Annotated in this window: 21 protein-coding genes; 5 read left to right on the top strand and 16 right to left on the bottom strand. The window is 70.5% G+C overall.

The genetic code is table 11. The annotated features are described in order from the left end of the window. Window positions 1–9 precede the first annotated feature (9 nt). From AB5J53_RS31870 to AB5J53_RS31855, 4 genes are all read right to left on the bottom strand, one after another. On the bottom strand, window positions 10–1,107 hold the full coding sequence (locus AB5J53_RS31870; protein WP_369249064.1) for a PDZ domain-containing protein: 1,098 nt from the start codon (window positions 1,105–1,107) through the stop codon (window positions 10–12). A 119-nt stretch (window positions 1,108–1,226) separates the two neighbouring features. Next, a complete protein-coding gene (locus tag AB5J53_RS31865; protein WP_369249063.1) occupies window positions 1,227–1,430 on the bottom strand; it encodes a hypothetical protein in 204 nt (67 codons plus the stop codon). A 174-nt stretch (window positions 1,431–1,604) separates the two neighbouring features. Beyond that, the gene (locus AB5J53_RS31860) at window positions 1,605–2,066 is read right to left on the bottom strand and encodes a molybdenum cofactor biosynthesis protein MoaE (protein ID WP_369249062.1); all 462 of its coding nucleotides are present in this window, start codon (window positions 2,064–2,066) and stop codon (window positions 1,605–1,607) included. A 212-nt stretch (window positions 2,067–2,278) separates the two neighbouring features. Next, window positions 2,279–3,391, bottom strand: coding sequence for an SDR family oxidoreductase (locus tag AB5J53_RS31855; RefSeq protein ID WP_369249061.1), 1,113 nt, complete (start codon window positions 3,389–3,391; stop codon window positions 2,279–2,281). Window positions 3,392–3,582: 191 nt separating this feature from the next. Here AB5J53_RS31855 and AB5J53_RS31850 point away from each other — a divergent pair, with 191 nt between their 5' ends. Both AB5J53_RS31850 and AB5J53_RS31845 read left to right on the top strand, forming a co-directional pair. Further along, entirely contained in the window at window positions 3,583–5,019 is a 1,437-nt protein-coding gene (locus tag AB5J53_RS31850; RefSeq protein ID WP_369249060.1) for a zinc-dependent metalloprotease, read from the top strand. Continuing rightward, entirely contained in the window at window positions 5,016–5,531 is a 516-nt protein-coding gene (locus tag AB5J53_RS31845) for an NUDIX hydrolase (RefSeq protein WP_369249059.1), read from the top strand. Before AB5J53_RS31850 ends, AB5J53_RS31845 begins: the two co-directional genes overlap by 4 nt. An 80-nt stretch (window positions 5,532–5,611) precedes the next feature. On the opposite strand, the gene AB5J53_RS31840 is transcribed toward AB5J53_RS31845, so the two are convergent. The 4 genes from AB5J53_RS31840 to AB5J53_RS31825 all read right to left on the bottom strand — a co-directional run bounded on the left by AB5J53_RS31840 (window position 5,612) and on the right by AB5J53_RS31825 (window position 9,525). Next, a complete protein-coding gene (locus AB5J53_RS31840) occupies window positions 5,612–6,367 on the bottom strand; it encodes an AIM24 family protein (RefSeq protein WP_369249058.1) in 756 nt (251 codons plus the stop codon). A 16-nt stretch (window positions 6,368–6,383) separates the two neighbouring features. After that, entirely contained in the window at window positions 6,384–7,064 is a 681-nt protein-coding gene (locus AB5J53_RS31835; RefSeq protein WP_189189372.1) for an AIM24 family protein, read from the bottom strand. Window positions 7,065–7,075: 11 nt separating this feature from the next. Beyond that, window positions 7,076–8,806, bottom strand: coding sequence for a TerD family protein (locus tag AB5J53_RS31830; RefSeq protein WP_369249057.1), 1,731 nt, complete (start codon window positions 8,804–8,806; stop codon window positions 7,076–7,078). A 122-nt stretch (window positions 8,807–8,928) separates the two neighbouring features. Further along, complete coding sequence (locus tag AB5J53_RS31825; protein ID WP_369249056.1) at window positions 8,929–9,525, bottom strand: M48 family metallopeptidase; 597 nt, start codon at window positions 9,523–9,525, stop codon at window positions 8,929–8,931. A gap of 218 nt (window positions 9,526–9,743) precedes the next feature. On the opposite strand from AB5J53_RS31825, the gene AB5J53_RS31820 reads away from it, so the two are divergent. Continuing rightward, complete coding sequence (locus AB5J53_RS31820) at window positions 9,744–10,949, top strand: TOMM precursor leader peptide-binding protein (RefSeq protein ID WP_369249055.1); 1,206 nt, start codon at window positions 9,744–9,746, stop codon at window positions 10,947–10,949. Beyond that, the gene (locus tag AB5J53_RS31815; protein WP_369249054.1) at window positions 10,942–12,306 is read left to right on the top strand and encodes an ABC1 kinase family protein; all 1,365 of its coding nucleotides are present in this window, start codon (window positions 10,942–10,944) and stop codon (window positions 12,304–12,306) included. The genes AB5J53_RS31820 and AB5J53_RS31815 overlap by 8 nt, the downstream gene beginning before the upstream one ends. 18 nt (window positions 12,307–12,324) lie before the next feature. Here AB5J53_RS31815 and AB5J53_RS31810 read toward each other — a convergent pair whose 3' ends face one another. The 5 genes from AB5J53_RS31810 to AB5J53_RS31790 all read right to left on the bottom strand — a co-directional run bounded on the left by AB5J53_RS31810 (window position 12,325) and on the right by AB5J53_RS31790 (window position 16,214). Then, the gene (locus AB5J53_RS31810) at window positions 12,325–12,549 is read right to left on the bottom strand and encodes a hypothetical protein (protein ID WP_369249053.1); all 225 of its coding nucleotides are present in this window, start codon (window positions 12,547–12,549) and stop codon (window positions 12,325–12,327) included. Window positions 12,550–12,668: 119 nt separating this feature from the next. Continuing rightward, window positions 12,669–12,992 carry a hypothetical protein gene (locus tag AB5J53_RS31805; RefSeq protein WP_369249052.1) on the bottom strand — a complete coding sequence of 108 codons (324 nt, stop codon included), beginning with the start codon at window positions 12,990–12,992 and terminating at the stop codon, window positions 12,669–12,671. Continuing rightward, window positions 12,989–13,357 (bottom strand): WhiB family transcriptional regulator, encoded by a 369-nt coding sequence (locus AB5J53_RS31800; protein WP_099499760.1) that lies wholly within the window; start codon window positions 13,355–13,357, stop codon window positions 12,989–12,991. Before AB5J53_RS31800 ends, AB5J53_RS31805 begins: the two co-directional genes overlap by 4 nt. Before the next feature lie 174 nt (window positions 13,358–13,531). After that, window positions 13,532–13,855 carry a hypothetical protein gene (locus AB5J53_RS31795; protein WP_369249051.1) on the bottom strand — a complete coding sequence of 108 codons (324 nt, stop codon included), beginning with the start codon at window positions 13,853–13,855 and terminating at the stop codon, window positions 13,532–13,534. Between the two features lie 163 nt (window positions 13,856–14,018). Then, entirely contained in the window at window positions 14,019–16,214 is a 2,196-nt protein-coding gene (locus AB5J53_RS31790) for an ATP-dependent DNA helicase UvrD2 (RefSeq protein WP_369249050.1), read from the bottom strand. Between the two features lie 193 nt (window positions 16,215–16,407). On the opposite strand from AB5J53_RS31790, the gene AB5J53_RS31785 reads away from it, so the two are divergent. Beyond that, on the top strand, window positions 16,408–16,650 hold the full coding sequence (locus AB5J53_RS31785) for a mycoredoxin (protein WP_081219297.1): 243 nt from the start codon (window positions 16,408–16,410) through the stop codon (window positions 16,648–16,650). Between the two features lie 12 nt (window positions 16,651–16,662). Here the strand turns inward: AB5J53_RS31785 and nudC are convergent, their stop codons facing one another. The 3 genes from nudC to AB5J53_RS31770 form a co-directional block, all read right to left on the bottom strand. Beyond that, window positions 16,663–17,610: an NAD(+) diphosphatase gene (nudC, locus tag AB5J53_RS31780; RefSeq protein ID WP_369249049.1), complete on the bottom strand. Its 948-nt coding sequence runs from the start codon at window positions 17,608–17,610 to the stop codon at window positions 16,663–16,665. Between the two features lie 120 nt (window positions 17,611–17,730). Continuing rightward, window positions 17,731–19,143, bottom strand: coding sequence for a dipeptidase (locus AB5J53_RS31775; RefSeq protein ID WP_369249048.1), 1,413 nt, complete (start codon window positions 19,141–19,143; stop codon window positions 17,731–17,733). Between the two features lie 10 nt (window positions 19,144–19,153). Further along, window positions 19,154–22,729 carry an ATP-dependent helicase gene (locus AB5J53_RS31770; protein ID WP_369249047.1) on the bottom strand — a complete coding sequence of 1,192 codons (3,576 nt, stop codon included), beginning with the start codon at window positions 22,727–22,729 and terminating at the stop codon, window positions 19,154–19,156. Window positions 22,730–22,825 lie beyond the last annotated feature (96 nt).

Below are 22,825 nucleotides of genomic sequence, written 5' to 3'. Positions count from 1 at the left end.
CGATGTCCGTCAGCTCTTGGTGGTGCACTTCGGCAGGTCGGCCGTGTTGCCGGAGCTGATGTCCTTGAGGGCGCTCATCGCGTCGTCGATGGTGTTGACCTTGACGAGCGTGAGCCCTTTCGGGGTGTCCTTGGCGGCGGCCGCGCAGTTGTCCTTGGGCGTCAGGAAGTACTGGGCGCCCTTCTCGCGCGCGCCCACCGTCTTCATCTCGATGCCGCCGATCGGGCCGACCTTGCCGTCGTCGTCGATGGTGCCGGTGCCGGCCACGAACGTGCCGCCGGTGAGGTTCCCCGGGGTGAGCTTGTCCACGATGCCGAGCGCGAACATCAGGCCGGCGCTCGGTCCGCCGACGTCGGCGAGCTTGATGTCGATGGTGAACGGGAACGTGTGGTCGGTCCCGGCGGAGATCCCGACGATCGCCCGGTCCGTACCGCTGTCGTCGGACTTGGTCGTGGTGATCGTCACGTCCTTGGTCGCGGTCGCCGTCCTGTTCTCCTTCTCGGCGGCGGCCTGCTCCTTGGCGGGAACGATCGTGAAGACGACCTTTTCGCCCGGCTTGTGCTTGGTGACCAGCTTCGCGACGTCGCCCGGCGCCTTCACCGTCGTACCGTCGACGGCCTTGATGACGTCTCCGGCGTGCAGCCGGCCTTCGGCCGGTGAGCCCTTGAGGACCGTGGAGACGATCACCCAGGACTTCACCGGGATGTTCAGCTCCTTCAGGGCGGCCACCTTGGCGCTCTCCTGGGACTGGCTGAACTCCTCGGCGTTCTCCTGCGTCGACTGCTCCTCGGTCTTGCCGTCGGGGTAGAGCGTGTCGTGCGGCACGACCTTATTGTCATGCGCGAGCCACCCGTACACGGCCTCGACGAGGTTCATGTTGTACTCGGCGCTGGTGACCCGGACCGTGGTCATGTTCAGATTCCCGGTGGCCGGATAGGTCTTGTGCCCGGAGATCTGCAGCACCGGCTCGCCGTCGTGATCGCCCAGCGTGTTCACCGTGGGGCCCGGTGACATCTCCGAGTACGGCACTTTGATGAACACTCCCGCGCACAGGAGCGCGATCAGGATCAGAGTGGAGGCGAGCATCGTCGCGGTGCGGCGTGGCATGGAACGACAGTACGGGACGGTGCTGTCAGCGCACCGTCGGGGCCGTCCGTACGGGGTTGGACGGGGCCGTGCGCGCAGGTCGGAGGGATGCCGTGGGACGGGGTCGGAGCACGGCAGGCTCAGACCGCGTCGGAGTGGGACTCCTCCTCGGCCGCGGGCCTCTCCATGACGTCGGTCCTCTCCATGGCTTCACGGAAGCGCGTGTATCCCGCGAGCTCCATGTCGTCTCCGGCCGCCTTGCGGTTCCGGCCGACCCAACTGCCCCACAGTCCGGCACCGATCGCAGCCACAAGCGGAATCAGCAACCAGGCGAGCGCCGCCATGTCGACCTCCCAACCCCATGAGCGACCGCAACTGACTGATCAGCAGATTAACCATCCGCAGTGTTAACGCTCACGGCAGGGGCCCGGTTACGCAACCGGAGGGCAGATGAGAGGTCGGTTAACCCTCAAGGCCGAACGAGCGGCCGGATCTTCAGGCCGAAAGACCGGTCGGCCTCAACAGGCTCCGACCCACTCCTCCGTACCGTCGGAGAACTTCTGGTGCTTCCAGATGGGCGCCTCGTGCTTCAGGTCGTCGATGAGCTTGCGACAAGCCTCAAAGGCCTCACCACGGTGCGGACACGACACCGCGACGACGACAGCGAGATCCCCGACGCTCAGGTCACCGACACGATGAACGGCGGCCAACGCACGCACCGGATACTCGGCGACCACCTTCTCGGCGATGCGTCGCATCTCCGCCTCGGCGCTGGGGTGAGACGAATACCCCAGCTCATCGACGTCGGCACCCCCGTCATGATTCCGCACGGTCCCGACGAACAGCGCGGTCCCTCCGGCGGCGTCGTCCCCCACGGCCTTGAAGACCTCGTCCAGGGAGAGCGGCGTCTCTCGAACGGCGATCAACTTGATCGCGTCCTGCGCCGCCTGCTCACCGGGATGGTCGTTCATGGATGCCATGAGCCCATCGTGCCCCACACCACTGACAACACGAAATAGAGGTTTCACCCGGCACACGCGCGTGCAGCTTTGGAGCCTCCTACAGGGACTGCATCTGACGTGGCCGGGGGCAATCGTGTCGCTGGGGCGGCACAGGTGGGCGCGGCGGCACCCCGCGGGCGCCGGGCTCGCCCTCCGGCCAGAGCGCCGCCCCGGGTGACATGCCAGGGTCCTCAGACCCGCCGGCGAGCCTTCCGAGCCCGCCGGACCACTGCAGCCGCACCCAGGAGAGCCACCGTCGCGCCCGCGGCCCCCGCCGCAGTCGCGTCCTTGCGCCCGAGACGCCGTCCGGCCACGGTGTGCCGCCCGGCAACCTCCTCCAGCAGCTCGGCGAGGACCTCCTCGTTGGTCCACTGCGGCCGCCACCCGGCGTCATGCAGCCGGCTCCCGCTCACCACCCAGGGGTACATCGTGTACGCCAGATCCCCGGCAGGCGAAGGAGTGAGCCCGATGCGGTGAAGCCGAGCGGCAGCCCCCAGGGCGACGGTGGACGGCAGCTCCATCCGCCGAATGCCGCTCAGCTCCTCGACCTCCTCCTGCTCCAGCCACCCGTCGCACCCGACGGCGAGTTCCCCCTCCACCTTCTCGACGACGGCGTACTCCAGAGCACTGCACAGGTCCTCGACGTGGCAGAACTGCCAAGCAGGCCGGGACCCCGCCACCACCAGCAGCCGAGGCGACTCGAAATACCTGGTCAGAGCGGTATCGGTGCCCCCGACGAGCACGGCGGGCCGCACCACGGTGACATTGAGTCCCGGATGCGCCCGCGGCGCCCGCCGCGCGAGCCGCTCGATCTCCAGGAGGTCGCCGACCCCCGTGGCCTCGGCCGTCGCCCGCAATTCGGCGTCTTCGGAGAGAGGCAGTTCGTTGTCGGGCAGCGCCCCGTAGACCATCGCGGACGTGCACAGCACCACCCGGTGGACCCCGGCCGCGGCAGCGGCCGTGAGCACGGTCTGTGTCCCCCGGACGTTGTACGCCGTCCGCGCCGCCGCATCCGTCTCCAGATCGAGGTCCAGCGCCAGATGCACCACGACGTCCGCCCCGCGCAGCTTCTCGGCGATCGCCGGGTCCCGGACGTCCAGGATGTGCCACTGGGCGGCCGCGCACTCGCCGCGCCGCTCGTCGATGGCGATGACCTGCTTGATCTCCTCGCTGGCGGCGAGCCGCTCGATGAGCAGCGCGCCCACGCCGGACGCGGCGCCGGTGACCGCGACGACGGGCCCGCGCGGAGCTGGGCTGGTTGAGTGGTTTCGCGCTGCGCGAACCTGCGGATCTGGGGAACTCACCGGGCGTCTCCAGCGGTTGTCTTCAGTAACGGACGCGCGTGACGCGTACGTACCAGGTGGCATCCATCCTGCCGCAGGCCAAGAGTCGGCGAAGCATCGAGGCCCGATCGGGCTGTGGTGTCTACGCTGGGTGGTGTTGTCGGGCAGCCGCCGTCGGAACGAACCGGCGGCCTTACCAGCCGAGGAATCCCGTGAGTGACACCCCATTCGGATTCGGCCTTCCGCCGGAGGAGCCGGAGAACGGCGACGAGGGCAAGAAGAAGGACCAGGAGAGCGGCGGTGGTCAGGGACCGTTCGGTTTCGGGCTGCCCGGAGCCGGTAGTCCCGGAGCCGACAATCCGCTCGCAGCCATGTTCGGTTCCATGAACCCCAATGACCTGGGCGCCGCGTTCCAGCAGCTGGGCCAGATGCTCTCGTACGAGGGCGGGCCGGTGAACTGGGACATGGCCAAGCAGATCGCCCGCCAGACGGTCTCCCAGGGCACCCCTGACGGCACCAAGGACGCGAGCATCGGTCCCTCCGAGCGCTCCGCGGTCGAGGAGGCCGTGCGCCTGGCCGACCTGTGGCTGGACGACGCGACGTCGCTGCCGTCAGGCGCCGGCTCCGCCGTGGCCTGGAGCCGCGCGGAGTGGGTCGAGGCGACCCTCCCCGTGTGGAAGGAGCTCGTCGACCCGGTCGCCGAGCGCGTCGGCGCGGCCATGGGCGACGTCCTGCCGGAGGAGATGCAGGCCATGGCGGGCCCGCTCATCGGCATGATGCGCTCCATGGGCGGCGCCATGTTCGGTACGCAGATCGGGCAGGCCGTCGGCGTGCTCGCGGGCGAGGTCGTCGGCTCGACCGACATCGGCCTGCCGCTCGGCCCGGCCGGCAAGGCCGCGCTGCTGCCGCTGAACATCGAGTCGTTCGGCAAGGACCTGGGCGTCCCCCAGGAGGAGGTGCGGCTCTACCTTGCTTTGCGTGAGGCCGCCCACCAGCGCCTCTTCGCGCATGTACCGTGGCTGCGCTCGCACCTGTTCGGCGCGGTCGAGGGCTACGCGCGCGGCATCAAGGTCGACACGGCCAAGCTGGAGGACGTGGTCGGCCAGTTCGACCCGCAGAATCCGGAGGAGCTGCAGCAGGCGCTCCAGCAGGGCATGTTCCAGCCGGAGGACACCCCGGAGCAGAAGGCCGCGCTGGCTCGCCTGGAGACGGCGCTCGCGCTGGTCGAGGGCTGGGTGGACGCGGTCGTGCACGCGGCCGCCAAGCCGCGCCTGTCGTCCGCGGACGCGCTGCGTGAGACCCTGCGCCGCCGCCGTGCCACGGGCGGTCCCGCCGAGCAGACGTTCGCCACGCTGATCGGCCTGGAGCTGCGCCCGCGCCGGCTGCGGGACGCCTCGCGCCTGTGGGCCTCGCTCACCGACGCGCGCGGTGTGGACGGCCGCGACGGCCTGTGGGCCCACCCGGACATGCTGCCCACCGCGTCCGACCTGGACGACCCGGACGGCTTCGTGCACCGCGAGCAGCTGGACTTCTCCGAGATCGACAAGATGCTCGGCGAGGCGGCGAGCGGCTCCGGGTCCGCCGAGAAGCCGAACCTGACGAAGGACGACACCTCCAAGGACGACGACAAGGGCGACGACGCCGAGTGAGCCTGTACGACGACGCGGTCCTCGTACTGAAGAGCTACGAGGACCAGGAAGAATTGCGCCAGGCCTACCTGGACCACCTGCAGTCGCACCCGGACGGCATGTGGAAGTCGTGCCACTCCGGGCACGTCACGGCGAGCGCCCTGGTGATCGACCCAGAGCGCGGCCGGGTCCTGCTCACGCTCCACAAGAAGCTGCGGCTGTGGCTTCAGATGGGCGGTCACTGCGAGCCGGACGACGCGACCCTGGCGGACGCCTCCCTCCGGGAAGGCACCGAGGAGTCGGGCATCCCGGGGCTGACACTGCTGTCCGGCGGTCCGGTGCGCCTCGACCGGCATCACACACCGTGCGCCTGGCATTTCGACGTGCAGTACGCAGCGCTCGCCCCGGCCGGGGCGGTCGAAGCCATCAGCGACGAGTCGCTGGACCTGCGCTGGTTCGCGTACGACGAGGTGGCGGACGTGGCCGACGAGTCCGTCGTACGTCTGCTGGAGGCGACGCGCGCCCGGCTCTGACCGGCAACAGGCTCTGAACCTGTAAGGGGCGACCGCCTTGGCGGTCGCCCCTTACGTTTGCTTCCTGGACTGCTGGGCTGTCAGCTCCAGACGTTGCCCTGGTTCTGCCCGTGGGCGCCGTGCTGGCCCATGCCGTACTGGGCGCGCAGGCCCTGGCCGATCGCGGCGTTCTGCGGCGGCAGCAGTTCACTGGGCTGTACGAGCGCGTAGCCGTTGCCCATGAAGCTGAGCTCCCAGCCCTCACCAGTGTTGCCGCGGCGCCGCCACACTCCGGAGGAGTGGGTCTGGGCCTGCATCTGTACGCGCAGACTCGTGGACCACGCGACGATCGCGTCGGCGTCGCAGTTGACGTACCGGTCCGGCGTGACCTGCATCATCAGCGGCATCCCGGACGTCATCAGCGCGACCTTGCCACGCCCCGTGATGTTGAGCTGGTACTTGCCGGAGCCGGAGATGCCGTACTGGCTGTCCACGGCGATGACCTCGTAGTGCAGCCCGGAGTCCATCGCCAGGACATAGCTGCTGTCGACGGTGAGGCCGTCCTGGTCCACATCCACAACATGCACATGCTGGCCGAGGTTGGCGAGGTAGACCATCCCCTGCCCGTGACAGCGCATCAGGTCGAGGCCCTCACCGGTGTACGCACGCGCGCGGTGCTGGCTGTTGTTCTGGTACTCGGCGTCGAACTCGACGAGCCCCTGGTACGCGACCATGGTGCCCTTGCGCGCGAGGATGTCGTCGTGGCCCTCCAGGACGACGCGCAGCATCTGCGAGTTCTGCAGGCTGTAACGCTCCTGGGTCTGCTGCTCGTTGTAGCCGAAAAGCGGGCTCTGCATGGTGTCCTGCTCCCCCTCAGCCCCGGACTCGGAGGCGGTCGGTGCTGTCCTCGCTGGGCTGGACGACGACGATGCCCTGCCCGGAGAACGCCATCTGGTACGCCTCGCCGCTGCCACGTCCGATCAGCGACTGCGCCTTGAAGCTGCGCTTGCCCTTCACCTTGAGGTTCGGGGACCAGGCGACGAGCGCGTCCGGGTCGACGTACGTCTCGTCCTCACCGCCACCGCAGTCGACGACGATCGGCTTGCCCCGGGAGGTCAGCGCGACCCATCCCTGGCCGGAGATCTTGGTGTTCCACAGGCCCTGTCCGGCGAACTTGGCGAGCCCCTTCACCCGCTCGACGCCCCACTGGAGGTGGGCGTCGAAGGCGAGCAGGTTGGTGGCGTTGACGGAGATCGCGTCCCCGTTGAGATTGATGACGACGACGTTCGCCCCGTAGTCGGCGAGGTAGAGCAGGCCGTCACCGGAGCACTTCATCAACGGCGCGCCCTCACCGGTGACCCAGTCGCGCGCGATCTGGCGTACGGCGGGCGGGTTGGGCTCGTACTGGACGAACCCTTCGTAGGCGACCATCGACCCCACGCGCGCGAGGAGGTCGTTTCCGGTCTGCATGGCGACCTTCAGCATGTGGTTGCCGTGGTTCTCCATGCGGGCGGTGACGGGTGCCGGGGCAAAGCCCGCTAGTGGTTGGTTCATGACGGGCTCCCTCAGACCTCGTACGGCTGGACGACGATGAAATTGCCGGGCGCGGCGCGGAACTGAAGGTTCACGCTCTCTCCCGTGTCGCCGGGGTAGGCGTTCCGGCGCATCCGCACCTGGCTGGAGACGATCACCTGGGCGGCCGCGGACCACGCGACGACGGCGTTGCAGTCGGCGAAGGTCGTGGGCGTCACGGGCAGCACGACGGGGGCACCGTGGGTCTTCACGACGATGGTGCCGGTCCCCTGGAACTGCATCGTGAACAGCGCGCCACCGGGGATGCCGTGTCCCTCGATGCGGCGGACCTCGTACTGGAGGGACTCGTCGAAGGCGAGAACGCTCTCCGCGGACACACAGATCGCGTCACCCTGGAGTTCGATCGGGTGCACATGGGTGGCGTTCTCGGCGAGGAACACCTGCCCCTGGCCCGTACAGCGCATCAGCTGCATCTCCTGGCCGGTCGCGTTGCCCACGATCCGCCCGGCGAAACCGGCGCCCTTGTAGCTGAAGTCGACCTTGCCCTGATAGAGCACCATGCTGCCCTGGCGGGCCAGCACGGGCTGGCCGCCGATGCCGAGGTCGACGCGGATGAGCTTCTTGTTCTGCTGCGTCCACCGCTGGCCGGTGGGCGTCTCCTTGAAGGCCCCCAGCGCGGCGGACACACCGGCGCCGCCCTGCGGGGTGCCCTGGGGAGCGCCGTACGGGGAGGGCGCGCCGGGCTGGCCCGGGTACTGTCCGGGCGCCTGGCCCGGAACCTGCCCGTACTGCGGCTGCTGCCCGTAACCGGGCGGCGCGGTCGGCGCCTGCTGCCCGTAACCGGGCGGCGCGGACGGGGCCTGCTGGCCGTAACCGGGCGGCATCGGAGCCGTCTGGCCGGGAGGCTGCTGGCCGTATCCGGGCGGCGGACCGGGCTGCCCGGGCGGCTGCGCGTACGGCGCGGGGCCCGGCGGCGGCACGGTGCCGCCCGGCGGGGTGTGCAGGGGCGCGACGATGGTCGGCGCGGCGTGCACCGAGGGCGCGGCGGGCGCCGGAGCGGGCGGCGGTGTGACTCCCGGGGGCGGCGCGAAGCCCTGCGCGGCGGGCTGCGGCGCGGGCGCCGGAGCCGGAGCGGGTGCGGACGGGGCGCCGAAGGCGGGCGGCGCGGTGGCCTGGGCCGGCGGCGCGAAGGACGGTGCGGCGGCGGCCTGCGGCTGCTGCGCGGCGGGCTCCTCCTCGGCGACCTCGCCACCGAAGTTCTTCAGCAGCGCGTCGAGGCCGCCGTCGAAGCCCTGTCCCACGGCGGCGAACCGCCAGACGTCCTTCAAGTAGAAGTCGCCCAGCATCACGGCACGTTCCGTGGAGAACTCCGCGCCGCTGAACGAGTACCGCGCCACCTCCTCGCCACCCGCGACAACACGAAGGTATCCGGGGGCGATCTGCGACATCTGCCCGGCGCCGTCGATGGTCGCTGTGAAGGACAGCTTCTGGATCTGCGCCGGGATCCGGTCGAGGGTCACACGGAACGACTCCGTGTCGCCCGACTGGGCGCCGAGGAGCTGGATGGACTCCTCGGGGGTCTTCGGCTGATTGAAGAAGACGAAGTACCGGTCGTCCGACAGCCGTTCATCGGCGTCAAGACCGAAGCAACTGATGTCGAAGGTCAGTCCGGGGCCGGTGATCTGCACGCCTACGTACAGATCGGTGCCCGCGGTGAGGTCACTGATCTTGGCCTTGTGGCCGCGTTGGAATTCCCTGGCCATGCGTAACGACCGTCCCCCATCCCGAATACGAGTGCGTCGCGTCAGGCTAACGGCAAACTCTGGGAGTGGACGAAGCCGGTACAGACCCGGTACACAATCGCCCTCCGGAGGGCGGACCCGCTCTACTCGTCGCGCGCGGCGGGCAGATGGGGCAGCCGGTCTGCGGCGACCACCCCTTCGAGGTAGCCGCGCGCACGTTCGGTACGCGGATACGCCTCCAGGAGTCGCCAGAAGCGGGGCCCGTGTCCGGGTACCAGCAGGTGGGCGAGTTCGTGGACGAGGACGTAGTCGACGACGTACTCGGGCATGCCCTGCAACCGGTGCGACAGACGGATGCTGCCCTCGGACGGGGTGCACGAGCCCCAGCGCGTGTTCTGATTCGTGACCCAGCGCACCGACGTGGGCCGGGCCCGGCCGTCGAAGTACTGGCCCGACAAACGCTCCGCGCGCTCGGCCAGCTGCGCGTCGCCGAGCACCCTCTTGTTCTCCTGGGCCGCCAGTTTGTCGAGCATGACGGTCACCCAGCGCTGCTCCTCCGCCTCGGACATCCGAGCGGGGATGAGCACGACGGTGCGATCGCCCTCGCGGTACGCGGAGACCGTTCTGCGCCGTCGCGCGCTCCTGCGGACCTCGATCGCGCTCGCCCCCGAGCCGCTTGGCGGCGGGCTCGTCGTACTGCGCTGTGGTTTTCCGGCGCGGTGCAGTGGGTCGGCGGGCACGCCCCGACGTTACCCGCTGCACATGGGGGAAGTCCCGCCCCCTGGACGGTTCGATGCCGATCCGCACTCCGTGCGCTTGATTTGTACGACGAACAGTGCAGCCTGTGGACAACTTTCGGCACCGTTCGGCCCGGACGGGCATGCTGGCATTCGATCGGCGGCGCACGACGCGTCGCCGCCGACACACCGGGACGCTCTACGGGCTACGGGGGTAGGTCATGCATCCGATGGTGAAGCCCGCGCTGCGGCGCGGCTGGCGGGATCTCAACACCGTGCAGTTCGGGATGGCGCCCGCACACGCGATGGTGCTGGGCCCGATGGACACGGCGACCGGCAGCTTCCTCGACCTGCTCAACGGGACACGAGGGATGCCGCACCTGCGCGACGAGGGACGCAGGATGGGGCTGCCCGACGGCCATGTCGACGCGCTGGTGGAGCGGCTGGCCCGGTCCGGCCTGCTGGACGACGCGACCGGAGGCGGGCCGGCCGCGGACGCCTTGCGCAAGAAGAAGGCGGTGCTGGAGCGGCTGCGCCCCGACCTCGCCTCCCTCTCCCTCGTCGCGCGCGAACCGGGTGACGCCATCGGACGACTGGCCGCCCGCCGCTCACTGCGCGTTCAGGTGCGCGGCGCCGGCCGGGTGGGAGTGGTCCTGGCCTCGCTGCTCGCGGGCGCGGGCGTGGGCGAGATCGATGTGCGCGACGTCGGCTGCGTCGAGCCGTGGGACGTGGCACCGGGCGGGCTGCCCGCCGAGTCGATCGGTGAGCGCCGGGAGGAGGCCGCCCGCCGGGCGGTGCGCCGAGCGGCACCGGACCGTCCGCCTCGGGCATCCTCGAAGGGGACATCCTCGGACGAGGAGGACAAGGACAAGGAACGGGGACTGACGCTGGTGATCCTCACCCCCCGGGACGGCCTTGGCATCCACGCGCCCGATCCAGCCGCCGCCGAGGCCCTGATCGCCTCAGGGACGCCCCATCTCTACGCGGGCGTCGTCGAAGGCACCGGGGTCGTCGGCCCCATGGTCCTGCCCGGCGACACCGGCTGCGCGGGCTGCCTCGACCGGGGACGCGCCGACCGGGATCCGACGTGGCCGCGCCTGGTCGCGCAGTGGCGCTCGGGGCGGCAGCACCAGGTACCGACGTGCGACCTCACGCTGGCGGCAGGCGTCGCCGGCCTGGCCGCGGGACACGCGCTTGCCTTCCTGGACGGCGAATTGCCCTCCAGCGCGGGGGCGCGCTGGGAGGCATCGGTCCCGGGCCTCGACTGGCACGCGAGACCGGTCTGGTCGCATCCGGCGTGCCCGTGCGGGGCGGCGGAGAAAGCTAAGGGGGAGCGCGCCTCCGAGGATGGCGAGCCGCACGAGACAATGGCCGGGCAACAGCCGTACGCGGCACGGCTGTCTGGGACTTGGAGGGCGCATGTCTGATCTTCCCCGGAAGGCGGTCACCCGTACCGCTAAACTCGCCGCGCTGCCGCTCGGCTTCGCCGGGCGGGCGACCTGGGGGCTCGGCAAACGGATCGGCGGGAAGTCGGCGGAGATCGTGGGCCGCGAGCTCCAGCAGCGCACGGCTGAGCAGCTGTTCAAGGTGCTCGGCGAGCTCAAGGGCGGCGCGATGAAGTTCGGGCAGGCACTGTCCGTCTTCGAGTCGGCGCTGCCAGAGGAGGTCGCGGGGCCGTATCGCGCGGCGCTGACGAAGCTCCAGGAAGCAGCTCCGCCCATGCCGACACGCTCGGTCCACTCCGCGCTGGAGGAGCGGCTCGGCGAGAACTGGTCCGAGTTGTTCCTGGAATTCGAGGACAAGCCGTCCGCGGCGGCCTCGATCGGCCAGGTGCACCGAGCGGTGTGGCACGACGGGCGCGAGGTCGCCGTCAAGGTGCAGTACCCCGGGGCGGGCGAAGCCCTGCTGTCCGATCTGACCCAACTCAGCCGATTCGCCAGACTCCTCGGCCCCCTGATCCCCGGCATGGACATCAAACCGCTCATCACCGAACTGCGCGACCGGGTGTCCGAGGAGCTCGACTACGGACTGGAGGCGCAGGCCCAGACGGCACACGCGGAGGAGTTCGCGGGCGACCCGGATGTCCTGGTCCCGGCGGTGGTCCACCAGTGCGACCAGATCCTGGTGACCGAATGGATCGACGGGACACCCCTGTCGGAGGTGATCGCCGACGGCACCCAGGAGCAGCGGGACCGCGCAGGCCAGCTGCTGGCCCGCTTCCTCTTCTCGGGACCGGCTCGCACGGGCCTGCTGCACGCCGATCCGCACCCGGGCAACTTCCGTCTCCTGCCGGACGAGAAGAACGGCTGGCGCCTGGGAGTCCTGGACTTCGGAACGGTCGACCGCCTCCCGGGGGGCCTGCCCATGCCGATCGGCGACTCCCTCCGTATGACCCTCGAGGGCGACGCCGAGGCGGTCTACGAACTGCTCTGCGAAGAGGGCTTCGTCAAGGAGTCCATAGACCTCGAACCCGACGCGGTCCTGGACTACCTCCTGCCGATCATCGAACCGGCCTCGGCGGACGAGTTCACCTTCACCCGAACCTGGATGCGCAGCCAGGCCGCCCGAGTGGCCGACCCCCGGTCCCCCGCCCACCAACTGGGCAGGCAGCTCAACCTGCCCCCGTCATACCTCCTGATACACCGGGTGACCCTGAGCACCATCGGCGTCCTGTGCCAACTGGGCGCCAAGGTCCGCCTGCGAGACGAACTGGAGGAATGGCTGCCGGGGTTCCTGCCTGACGAGGAGCTGCTGGACGAGGAGGAGACGGCGGTTGAGGCGTGAGTGGGCGGGCCTGCCGGCCTACCACCACGCCGAGTCCAGACGGCCCTCGATCGCTCTGAGGTTGGTGCGGGCGCAGCTGTCGCAGAAGTAGTGGCGGGTGCCGTTCTCGACGGAACAGGTCCAGGTCGGCTGGGGGCCCTCGGCCGGGGTGCCGCAACGGGCGCACACGATGTGCTGGGCCTCGCCCGCGTCGGGCCGCGGTGCGAAGCCGGTGCTGTCACTGTCCCCGGGAAGACTCGTCACCCCGCGACGATAACGCCGCGATCGACGGTTCGCTCGGCACAACGCACCGCGGGGGCCGGTCCGTTCGGACCGACCCCCGCGAGGGATTCACAGCCTGGTTCTGCCGCGACTGCCGTGGGCTACTGCATGACCGCCATGGCCAGCGCGCGCCGGGCTCGCATCGAGGCGCGCTCGGCCCGGCGCTGCATACGGCGGGCGGTCGCCAGGCGCACGGCCCGGCGTTCCTGCTCGGCCTGGTGCAGTCGCTCGTGCATATGCGCACGAGCCAGGGCTTCTGGGATGAGTTGCATCTCTCGGGTCCTGTTCTGACGCGAGTCGCTCGCGCCGGTGGTGGTGAAGTCTGGGATCGCGGAGCCTGCGGGCTCGCTGGTGGACGGCTTCATCGGGGCCTGCTTCTTGGGGTCGTGCGTCAGGGGGCGGTCGATCGTTCCTCGGGCGTTCATGCCGCAACCGGGTTCTTGCGCGGGCGGCCACGCGGCCGCTTGCGGGCCACGACAACGCCCTGGACGAACAGCTCGCCACCCCAGACGCCCCAGGGCTCACGCCGCTCCTTGGCGCCGGCGAGGCAGGCCTCGATCAGCGGGCAGGTGCGGCAGAGGGACTTGGCGTACTCGACATCGGCCGGCGACTCGGCGAAGAAGACCTCCGGGTCGTAGGAGCGGCAGGGGACGGGTACGCCGAGGTTCTCGATGGCGTCGTCGAGCGCGGTGAGCGCAGTGAGCGGGGTCAAGGTGGAGTCCTCCGTGAGGCCGGGCGGGGGGATCGTTTCGGAAGGCGGTACGGACGGGGCGTGCGCTTCGAGTTGCACGGTTCGTCTTCCTCGTCTGGTCGTGCCGGCCGGTTGGCCGGTTGGCGGCTGGTACCGGGTTCTTTTCTTGTCCCGAGGCCCCTTCGCTCTGCCGTTCCCGGTCGGGGACAAACAGAAGGGCCGCGGATCCCGGGTGGGGTTCCGCGGCCCTGAAGGCGCCGGCCTGATCGAGGATCAGGCTGGATCACTCCAGGGTTCAGGCCCACGGAAGGCCCACATCGTGTGGTGCTGCGTCGTCTGCTTCAGGGCTCCGGCACCGGCTGCCGCAAAGGCATAGGCCTGCGCCTCTGCCACTACTGCTGCTTCCAGTGCCTGCGTCGGTCGCTCATTGCGCTCACGGATGGGAAGACCCGCGAGGGACAGGGAGGACGCCGGCCGGACGGCAGGAATGCCGGACAGACCGGTGCCCAGGTTCGAGACGCCGAGCATGCACGTGGAGACGACCGAGCGATCGGTCATTTTGACGGTGCTGATGGAGCTGGTGGTGATGCTGATCACTGGAATCGCCTCCTCTCGGCGTCTAAGGGGACCGGGGTGAGCCAGTCCGACGGTTATTAAGTACAGCACGAAACCAGGGCCTTGGAGAAGGCCGCCGTTTCCGTGCTTAGAACCTATGGGGATCGCTGGGGCATGCGCAAACTATTTTCTCGACGAGTTTGTATCAGTCACCTTCGCCGTCACCTTCAAGCTCTTGACCTGCGCAGATGGCCAGAACATCGGCTCCGAAGCGGTTGAGCTTGCGCACTCCGACCCCGGGGATCCGCGCCAACTCGCCCTCGTCGTCGGGCGCGGCCTCGGCGATCGCCATCAGCGTCTTGTCGGTGAAGACGCAGAACGCGGGCTGCCCACTGCGCTGCGCCTGCACCGCGCGCCACTCGCGCAGCCGCTCGTAGAGACCCTCGTCCATGTCGGAGGGGCAGTCCTCGCAGCGCATCAGTTTCATCTCGCCCGCGTCGGTCAGGGTGCGACCGCAGACCCGGCACCGGGCCGGGGTCCGGCTCGTCCGCCGTACGACGGTGCCGCCGCTGCTTCCGATGCCGCGCTCGATGCCTCCCGTGCCGCCGCCGCTACTGCGGCCCGCGGTGGCGACGGACCCCGGACGCAGCCCGTCGAGGAATCGGCTGGGCCGGCGGTTGGGTCTGCCGCCGGGTGAGCGGGACAGCGCCCACGAGACGAAGAGGTGCTCTCTGGCGCGGGTGACGCCGACATAGAGGAGGCGGCGTTCCTCCTCGATCTGCTCGTCGGTCTTTGCGTAGGTGATCGGCATCATGCCCTCGGCGACGCCGACCAGGAAGACGACGTCCCACTCCAGTCCCTTGGCGGAGTGCAGCGAGGCAAGCGTGACGCCCTGGACGGTCGGGGCATGCTGGGCGCTCGCGCGTTCGTCGAGCTCCGCCACCAGGTCGCCGAGGGTGGCGCCGGACTTGGCGGCGGCGAAGTCCTGTGCGAGGTACACGAGGGCGGCCAGCGACTCCCAGCGCTCTCTGACCGCGCCGGAGCCTGCGGGGGGCTGACTGGTCCATCCCTCGCCGGAGAGCACGGCGCGGACCTGTGAAGGCAGGTCGACGACGTCATCGAGCAGGGAGTCGTTGCCCCCGAAGCGGGCCGCGGCGCGCAGGGCGGCACCCGCCTTGCGCACTTCGGGGCGGTCGAAGAACCGCTCGCCGCCGCGCAGCTGGTAGGGCACTCCGGCGTCGGCGAGGGCCTGTTCGTAGATCTCGGACTGGGAGTTCGTACGGAAGAGGATCGCGATCTCGCCCGCGGGGACGCCGGAGGCGATGAGGTCGCGGATGCGGCGCGCGGCCCCCTCGGCTTCGGTGGGCTCGTCCGTGTACTCCGCGTAGACGGGCTCGGGGCCCGGGGCGCGCTGCGAGATCAGCTCCAGACGATGCTCGGCGGCCCTGCCGCGGGCCTGGGCGAGCAGTCCGTTGGCGAGGTGGACGACCTGGGGCGAGGAGCGGTAGTCGCGGACGAGCTTGACGACGGTGGCTGCGGGGTGGCGGGTACGGAAGTCGAGAAGGTGGTCGGGAGTTGCACCGGTGAACGAATAGATCGTCTGGCTGGCGTCACCGACGACGCACAGGCTGTCGCGCTCACCGAGCCACAGGTCCAGGAGGCGCTGCTGGAGCGGGCTGACGTCCTGGTACTCGTCGACCACGAAGTGCTGGTACTGCGAGCGGACCTGCTCGGCGATGTCGTGCCGGTCCTGGAGGACGGCGACCGTCAGCAGCAGGACGTCCTCGAAGTCGATGACAGCGCGATCGCGCTTGAGGTCCTCGTACGTCGAGTAGAGCTGGGCGATCTCGGCCGGAGCGCGGGGGGCATCGCGGCCGGCCTTGGCGGCGGCGGCCGCGTAGTCGGCGGGGATGGTCTGGGTGACCTTGGACCACTCGATCTCACCGGTGACGTCCCGCAGTTCGCCCCGGTCGAGGCGGATGCGGCAGGCGGCCGCCGCGTCGGCGACGAGCTGGATCTTGCGGTCTACGAGCCGGGGCAGGCTGCCACCGACTGCTTTCGGCCAGAAGTACTGGAGTTGGCGGAGCGCGGCGGAGTGGAAGGTGCGGGCCTGGACGCCTCCGGCGCCGAGCTGGCGCAAGCGGCCGCGCATCTCGCCAGCGGCGCGGTTGGTGAAGGTGACGGCCAGCACGCTGGAGGGCTGCAGGATCCCGGCGCGCACCCCGTAGGCGATGCGGTGGGTGATGGCCCGCGTCTTGCCCGTGCCGGCACCCGCCAGCACGCACACCGGACCGTGCAGGGCGGTGGCGACCTCGCGCTGCTCGGGGTCGAGCCCGTCGAGCACCGCGTCGGCCGTGTCCGGAACCTGCGGGAAGAGGGTGGAGTGCGTTGCTGCTGTCACCCCGCCATGCTGCCAGGTCGCCGGAGACGGATGAGCCGGTTGTCCACAGGGAGGCACCTGCAGTCGTACTAATGCGGCAGGCGTCACGTCCCGCCGGGGCACTCGGGGTACCCCCTACGGGAATGGCGGCCAGGTCACATACGTTGCACTCCCAGCGACCACCACCCCGAAGCCGTGAAGGAGCGCAAACGACATGCAGGGCACTGTGACGATGTACAGCACCACGTGGTGTGGCTACTGCCGTCGGCTGAAGAGCCAGATGGACCGCGAGGGCATCACGTACAACGAGATCAACATCGAGCAGGACCCGCAGTCCGCGGCGTTCGTGGAGAAGGCGAACGGCGGAAACCAGACGGTTCCCACCGTTCTCTTCCCGGACGGTTCGACGCTCACGAACCCTTCGCTGGCACAGGTCAAGCAGAAGATCGGCGTCTGAACGACCCAGGCGCTAGACGGCGCTCCCCCGCATCGGCAGGGGCTTGCCGTACCAGAGCTCGATGAGGCGGGCCGCAATCGAGATTCCGTAGGGAGGCAGCACCTCCCCGGACTCGAAGGCGGCCCGCAGGTCTTCCCGGGAGAACCAGCGGGCCTCGTGGATTTCCTCGCCGTCGACGTTGATCTCGGACGAGGTGGCGCGCGCCATGAAGCCCAGCATGAGGCTGGAGGGAAAGGGCCAGGGCTGACTGGCGATGTACTCGACCTCGCCGACCGTGACGCCCGCCTCCTCGAAGACCTCGCGGCGCACGGACTGCTCGATGGACTCGCCGGGCTCGACGAAGCCGGCGAGCGTGGAGAAGCGGCCTTCGGGCCAGTGCACCTGACGCCCGAGCAGGATGCGGTCCTCGTCGTCCGTGACGGCCATGATCACGGCAGGGTCGGTGCGCGGGTAGTGCTCGGCGCCGCAGGCGGGGCAGCGGCGGATGTGGCCGGCGGCCGCGATGACCGTGCGCTCGCCGCAGCGCGAGCAGAAGCGGTGCAGTCGCTGCCAGTTCTCCAGGGCGACCGCGTGCACCATCAGACCCGCGTCGCGGGGGGACAGCAGCAGCCCGGCCTCGCGCAGACCAGCGGCGCGCGCGGACTGGTCGATACGGCCGGGAAGCGCGTCCTTCTGGAGTGCGAAGTAGCTCACACCGTCGTCGTCCGTGCCAAGGAAGTAGCGGTGCGCCTCCGTGAGCGGGGCCTCGAAGGAGGGGGTCATCACGAGTTCGGTGGTGCCGTCCGCCGTCTCGTCGACGAGCACCTGACCGCCGGAGACCACGAAGACACGGGTCGTGGGGTGGCTCCAGGCCGCCGCGAGCCAGGCCTCGTCGAGCCGGTGGTGGGCGGCCCGGTCGATGCCGCTCGGGGCGGTGAGCGAGATGGGGCGGTCGGCGGTGCGGTCGGTCCAGGTGGTCACGGGTGCTTCCAACTCCCCCGGTGGAACGGTTATTTCGGCGGGCGGTTCAGCAGGACGTACGGCGGTGCGGTGGTGCGGGGCGCTCTTCAGGACGTGTATCGCCTTCTTCGTGAAGCCTTCTCAGTGTGCCTTGCGCCAGTTTTCGGCCAGATCTCCCCACAGGTGGGCGGTGGTTTCGACGCCCTTCATGAGGAGATCGAGTTCGACCTTCTCGTTGGGGGCGTGCCAGCCGTCGGAGGGGACGGAGATGCCGAGGAAGAGCACGGGGGCACCGAGGACTTCCTGGAGGTCGGCCGCGGGTCCCGAGCCGCCCTCACGGGTGAAGCGGATCGGCTGCTCGAAGGCCCTTCCCATCGCCCGTACGACGGACTGGAGGGCCGGGTGGTCCAGCGGCGTCAGGCACGGGCGCGTGGCCGCGCCGAACGTGATCTCGCACCGGATGCCCGCGGGAACCTGCTCGGCGGCCCAGGCGCGGACGGCCTTCTCGATGTGCTCGGGGTGCTGTCCCGCGACCAGCCGGAAGGAGAGTTTCACCATGGCCGAGGACGGGATGATCGTCTTGCTGCCGGGGCCCTGGTAGCCGCCGCCGATGCCGTTGACCTCGGCGGTCGGGCGGGCCCAGATGCGCTCCAGGGTGGTGTGTCCGGCCTCTCCGTGGGTGGCCGTCGACTTGGCGGTACGCAGCCACAGCTCCTCGTCGAAGGGCAGCTCGGCGAAGAGCTCGCGCTCCTGGTCGGTGAGTTCCGTGATGCCTTCGTAGAAGCCGGGCACGGCCACGCGCGCGTGCTCATCGTGCAGGGCCGCGACGAGTCGGGCGGCGACGGTCGCCGGGTTGGGCACGGCGCCGCCGAAGGATCCGGAGTGGATGTCCTGGTCGGGGCCGTACAGCTCGATCTCGCACTCGGCGAGACCGCGCATGCCCGTGCACACCGTGGGGGTGTCCTCGGACCACATGCCGGTGTCGGAGACGATCACGGCGTCGGCGGCGAGCCGCTCCGCCCGTGCTTCGACGAGGTCACGGAAGTGCGGGGAGCCGGATTCTTCCTCGCCCTCGATCAGGAGCTTGAGGTTTACGGCCGGGGCGGTGCGCCCGGTGGCGGCGAGGTGGGCGCGGACGCCGAGTGTGTGAAAGAACACCTGGCCCTTGTCGTCGGCAGCCCCGCGCGCGTAGAGACGGTTTCCGCTGATGACCGGCTCGAAGGGCTCCGTGTCCCAGCCGTCCTCGCGGGCGGCGGGCTGCACGTCGTGGTGCCCGTAGACGAGGATCGTAGGAGCGCCCGGATCCTCGGAGGGCCATTCGGCGAAGACGGCCGGGGCGCCCGCGGTCGGCCAGACCTCGGTGGTCGGAAAGCCGGTCTCCCGGAGCTTGGCGGCAAGCCAGTCGGCGCTGCGCGCCACGTCCGCGGCGTGGTCGGGCTGCGCCGACACCGAGGGGATGCGCAGCCACTCCGCGAGGTCGTCGAGGAAGGCGGTGCGGTGGTTCTGGATGTACGTGCGGACGGTGCTGACGGCGTTGTCAACGGACTTGCTCATGCTCACGAGCCTATCCGCCCACGGAGGCGTGTTCGTCCGGCGGTTCCCCGGGAGCCTCTTCCTGTGGGCCTGCCGGGTCTTCGATGAGCAGCCGCTCCAGTGCGGCCCGGTCCGGGAGGTGGTCCGGTCGGACGACCTCGCCGCTGCGGACGTACAGGAACGCGGCCTTGACGGACTCCAGGGGCACGCCGTGCTGCTCGGCCCAGGCGAGGCGGTAGAGCGCGAGCTGAAGGGGGTCGGCGGTGCGGCCGCGGCCGGTCTTCCAGTCGACGATCTCGTACGTCGTCCCGTCGCCGTCGCCCTCCCTGTAGACGGCGTCGATACGGCCGCGTACGACGCGTCCCGCGATCGCGAGCTGGAAGGGCGCCTCGACGCGGTGGGGAGTGCGGTGCGCGTACGGAGTGCGTTCGAAGGCGTCCTTGAGTGCCTCCAGGTCGCGCTCGTCGGCGATCTCGGCCTCGCTGCCGGGCAGCTCCTCCGGCTCCAGCATCGGCAGCCGCAGCTCTTCGAAGCGGGACTCGACCCAGGCGTGGAAGCGGGTGCCCTGGCGCGCGGCGGGCTGCGGGGGGCGTGGCATGGGGCGTGCCAGCTCCTGCGCGAAGCCGTCCGGGTCGGCGGCCAGGCGCAGCAGTTGCGACGCGGTGAGCGACGACGGCAGGGGTACGTCCGTGACGCTCGCGCGGGCGCGCAGGAGCTCTCCGGTCAGCGCGTCCAGGTCACGGTCCCAGGAGGCGAGGGTGCGGGCCTCTTCGGGGGTGAGGTGCGAGGGGTCCTCAGGGTGACGACGAGCCTCCGGGGCCGGCGCCTGGTGCGGAACCGTCGGGCGGGCGCTCGTGCGGTCGGGCGCGCTGTCCGTTGGGCCGTCCTCCGCGCGGGCCATCGGGCGGTCCGTCGTCCAGGAGTCCCAGTCGGAGTCCGGGTCGTCCCCGTCGGGGAAACCGTCCTCTCCGTAAGGGGAGTCGTCGTAAAGGGAGTCGTCGTCCTCAGGCGGAGGCGGCCAGTCCGGATCGTCGTACGAGGATGGATCGTGGGCAGCCGTGAGCTGGTCCCCCGCGGCCCCGGGGTGGGCCTCCTCGTGCGACGCCACCCGCTCCAGGTGGGCGAGTACGGTCTCCGCGGCCGCGCGACGGCGGGCGAGTGCCGCGTCGTCGAGCGGGAGCGGCCACGCGTGGTCGGCGGCCGCCTCGCGCAGGGCGGGGTTCTCCTCGTCCTCCGCGGGCTCGTCCGCCCAGACCTCGATCTCACCGTGTCCGGCCGCGCAGTGCTCGTACAGGGCGTGCAGGAAGTCCGAGGGGCCGCGCGGCTTCTTCTGGGAGGGGCCCCACCAGTGGCCGGAGCCGAGCAGGAGCGAGCGGGGGCGGGTGAACGTGACGTAGCCGAGACGGAGTTCCTCGGTGTGCTGGTGGTCCTTCATGGCCTCGTGGAAGGCCTTGATGCCCTTGGCGTCCCAAGCGTCGATGTCAGGCAGCGTGTCGGCGTCTCCGCGCAGCTCGTGCGGCAGGACCTTGCCCTGGGCGGTCCATTTCTCGCGGCCCTGGGTGCTGGGGAAGGTGCCGGTGACGAGACCGGGCACGGCGACGACGTCCCACTCCAGGCCCTTTGACTTGTGCGCGGTGAGCACCTTGACGGTGTTCTCGCCGCCGGGCAGCGCGTTGTCGAGGCCCTTCTCGTACTGCGCGGCGGTGCGCAGGAAGCCGAGGAAGGCCAGCAGGGTCGCCTCGCCGTCGCCCGCGGCGAAGGACGCGGCGATGTCCAGGAAGTTCGACAGGGTCTCGCGGCGGCGAGCGGCCAGGGCGTGCGGGGACGCGGAGAGCTCGACCTCCAGGCCGGTGACGGCGAGCACCCGGTGCAGGACGTCCATCAGCGGATCGGCGAGGGAGCGGCGCAGGTCGCGCAGCTCGGCGGCGAGCCGCGCGAACCGCACCCGGGCGTCCGGCGAGAAGGGCAGCCCGTCGTCGTCGCCTTCGGTCCCGATGGGCATCTCCAGGAACGTGTCGAGCGCGTCCGCGAGCGATATCACCTCGGACGGATCGACCCCCTCGACCGCTGCGGCGAGTCGGCGGTCCGGGTCGTCGTCGGCGCCCACGCGCGCGTGGGACACGAGGAGGCGAGCACGCCTCCCCAGGAGGGCGAGGTCGCGCGGGCCGATCCGCCAGCGCGGACCGGTGAGCAGGCGCACCAGGGAAGCGTTCGCCCCGGGGTCCTGGAGGACCTCGCAGACGGCGACGAGATCGGCGACCTCGGGAAGGTGCAGCAGCCCGGAGAGGCCCACCACCTCGACCGGGATGTCGCGGGCGACCAGCGCTCCCTGGATCTCGGCGAAATCGGTGGCCGTACGGCACAGAACCGCGATTTCGCCGGGCGCCTTTCCGGTGCGTACGAGATGGGCGATGGAGTCGGCGAGCCAGTCGATCTCCTCGGCGTGGGTGCGCAGCAGCGCGCAGCGGACCACTCCGTCGCGCTCGGCACCGGGGGCGGGGCGCAGGGCCTCCACGCCCGCGTGCATGGCGCGCAGGGGCTCCGCGAGGCCGTTGGCGAGGTCGAGGAGGCGGCCGCCGCTGCGGCGGTTCTCGCTGAGCGCCTGGCGGGTCGCGAGGCGGCCGTCGGGGTGCGCGAAGTGCTCGGGGAAGTCGTCGAGGTTGGCGACGGAGGCGCCGCGCCAGCCATAGATCGCCTGGCAGGGGTCGCCGACCGCGGTCACCGGGTGACCGGTGCCGCCGCCGAAGAGACCGGCGAGCAGGACGCGTTGGGCCACCGAGGTGTCCTGGTACTCGTCCAGCAGGACCACGCGGAACTCGTCGCGCAGGATCTCTCCGACCTCGGGCCGGGTGCGGGCGAGGGCGGCCGAAAGGGCGATCTGGTCGCCGAAGTCGAGCAGATCGCGCTCACGCTTGGCCGCGCGGTAGCGGCCCACCAGCTCGGCGAGTTCACGCCGGGCCGCGGCCGCCTCGGGGACCTTGCGCAGGTCGGCGTTGGTGAGTTTGGCGCCCTCCAGGGAGCGCAGCAGCTCGGCGTCGTACGCGCGCAGGTCCGCGGGGCGTACGAGGTGTTCGGCGAGCTCGGAGTCGAGCGTGAGGAGATCCCCGACCAGGTCGGGGAAGGAGCGGGTCAGCGCCGGGTACGGCCCTGGTGCCTCGCGCAGCACGCGCGCGGCGAGCTGGTAGCGGGTGGCGTCGGCGAGCAGGCGGGACGTCGGTTCGAGTCCGATGCGCAGCCCGTGGTCGGTCAGCAGGCGGCCAGCGAAGGCGTGGTACGTGGAGATGACGGGCTCGCCCGGCGGGTTGTCGGGGTCGATCACGTCCGGGTCAGTGACGCCCGCCTTGATGAGCGCCTTGCGGACGCGCTCGGCGAGTTCGCCCGCCGCCTTGTTGGTGAATGTCAGGCCGAGCACCTGCTCGGGGGCGACCTGTCCGGTGCCGACCAGCCACACCACACGCGCCGCCATCACCGTGGTCTTGCCCGATCCGGCTCCGGCCACGATCACCTGCGGGGCGGGCGGTGCGGTGATGCAGGCCGTCTGCTCCGGTGTGAACGGGATGCCGAGGAGCTCCTTGAGCTGCTCGGGATCGGTGATACGGGCGGGCACGTCAGAGAGGCTAGCGGCGCCCACTGACAGCGGGGACCACATCGGCCGCCGAGGCGGAAGAACCGCTGGTCAGCACACGTGGTGCCGTACATCACT

Source organism: Streptomyces sp. R41 (genome assembly GCF_041053055.1).
In the GTDB taxonomy this organism is placed as follows: domain Bacteria; phylum Actinomycetota; class Actinomycetes; order Streptomycetales; family Streptomycetaceae; genus Streptomyces.
Note: the sequence above shows the minus strand (reverse complement) of the source record. Positions and strands in the feature narration are given on the sequence as shown.

Coding starts and splice junctions, on each gene's coding strand:
- AB5J53_RS31820 (WP_369249055.1), top strand. CDS start 9,744: ATGCATCCGATGGTGAAGCCCGCGCTGCGGCGCGGCTGGCGGGATCTC.
- AB5J53_RS31840 (WP_369249058.1), bottom strand. CDS start 6,367: ATGCAGAGCCCGCTTTTCGGCTACAACGAGCAGCAGACCCAGGAGCGT.
- AB5J53_RS31860 (WP_369249062.1), bottom strand. CDS start 2,066: ATGGCATCCATGAACGACCATCCCGGTGAGCAGGCGGCGCAGGACGCG.
- AB5J53_RS31785 (WP_081219297.1), top strand. CDS start 16,408: ATGCAGGGCACTGTGACGATGTACAGCACCACGTGGTGTGGCTACTGC.
- AB5J53_RS31835 (WP_189189372.1), bottom strand. CDS start 7,064: ATGAACCAACCACTAGCGGGCTTTGCCCCGGCACCCGTCACCGCCCGC.
- AB5J53_RS31870 (WP_369249064.1), bottom strand. CDS start 1,107: ATGCCACGCCGCACCGCGACGATGCTCGCCTCCACTCTGATCCTGATC.
- AB5J53_RS31805 (WP_369249052.1), bottom strand. CDS start 12,992: ATGAACGCCCGAGGAACGATCGACCGCCCCCTGACGCACGACCCCAAG.
- AB5J53_RS31815 (WP_369249054.1), top strand. CDS start 10,942: ATGTCTGATCTTCCCCGGAAGGCGGTCACCCGTACCGCTAAACTCGCC.
- AB5J53_RS31775 (WP_369249048.1), bottom strand. CDS start 19,143: ATGAGCAAGTCCGTTGACAACGCCGTCAGCACCGTCCGCACGTACATC.
- AB5J53_RS31830 (WP_369249057.1), bottom strand. CDS start 8,806: ATGGCCAGGGAATTCCAACGCGGCCACAAGGCCAAGATCAGTGACCTC.
- AB5J53_RS31865 (WP_369249063.1), bottom strand. CDS start 1,430: ATGGCGGCGCTCGCCTGGTTGCTGATTCCGCTTGTGGCTGCGATCGGT.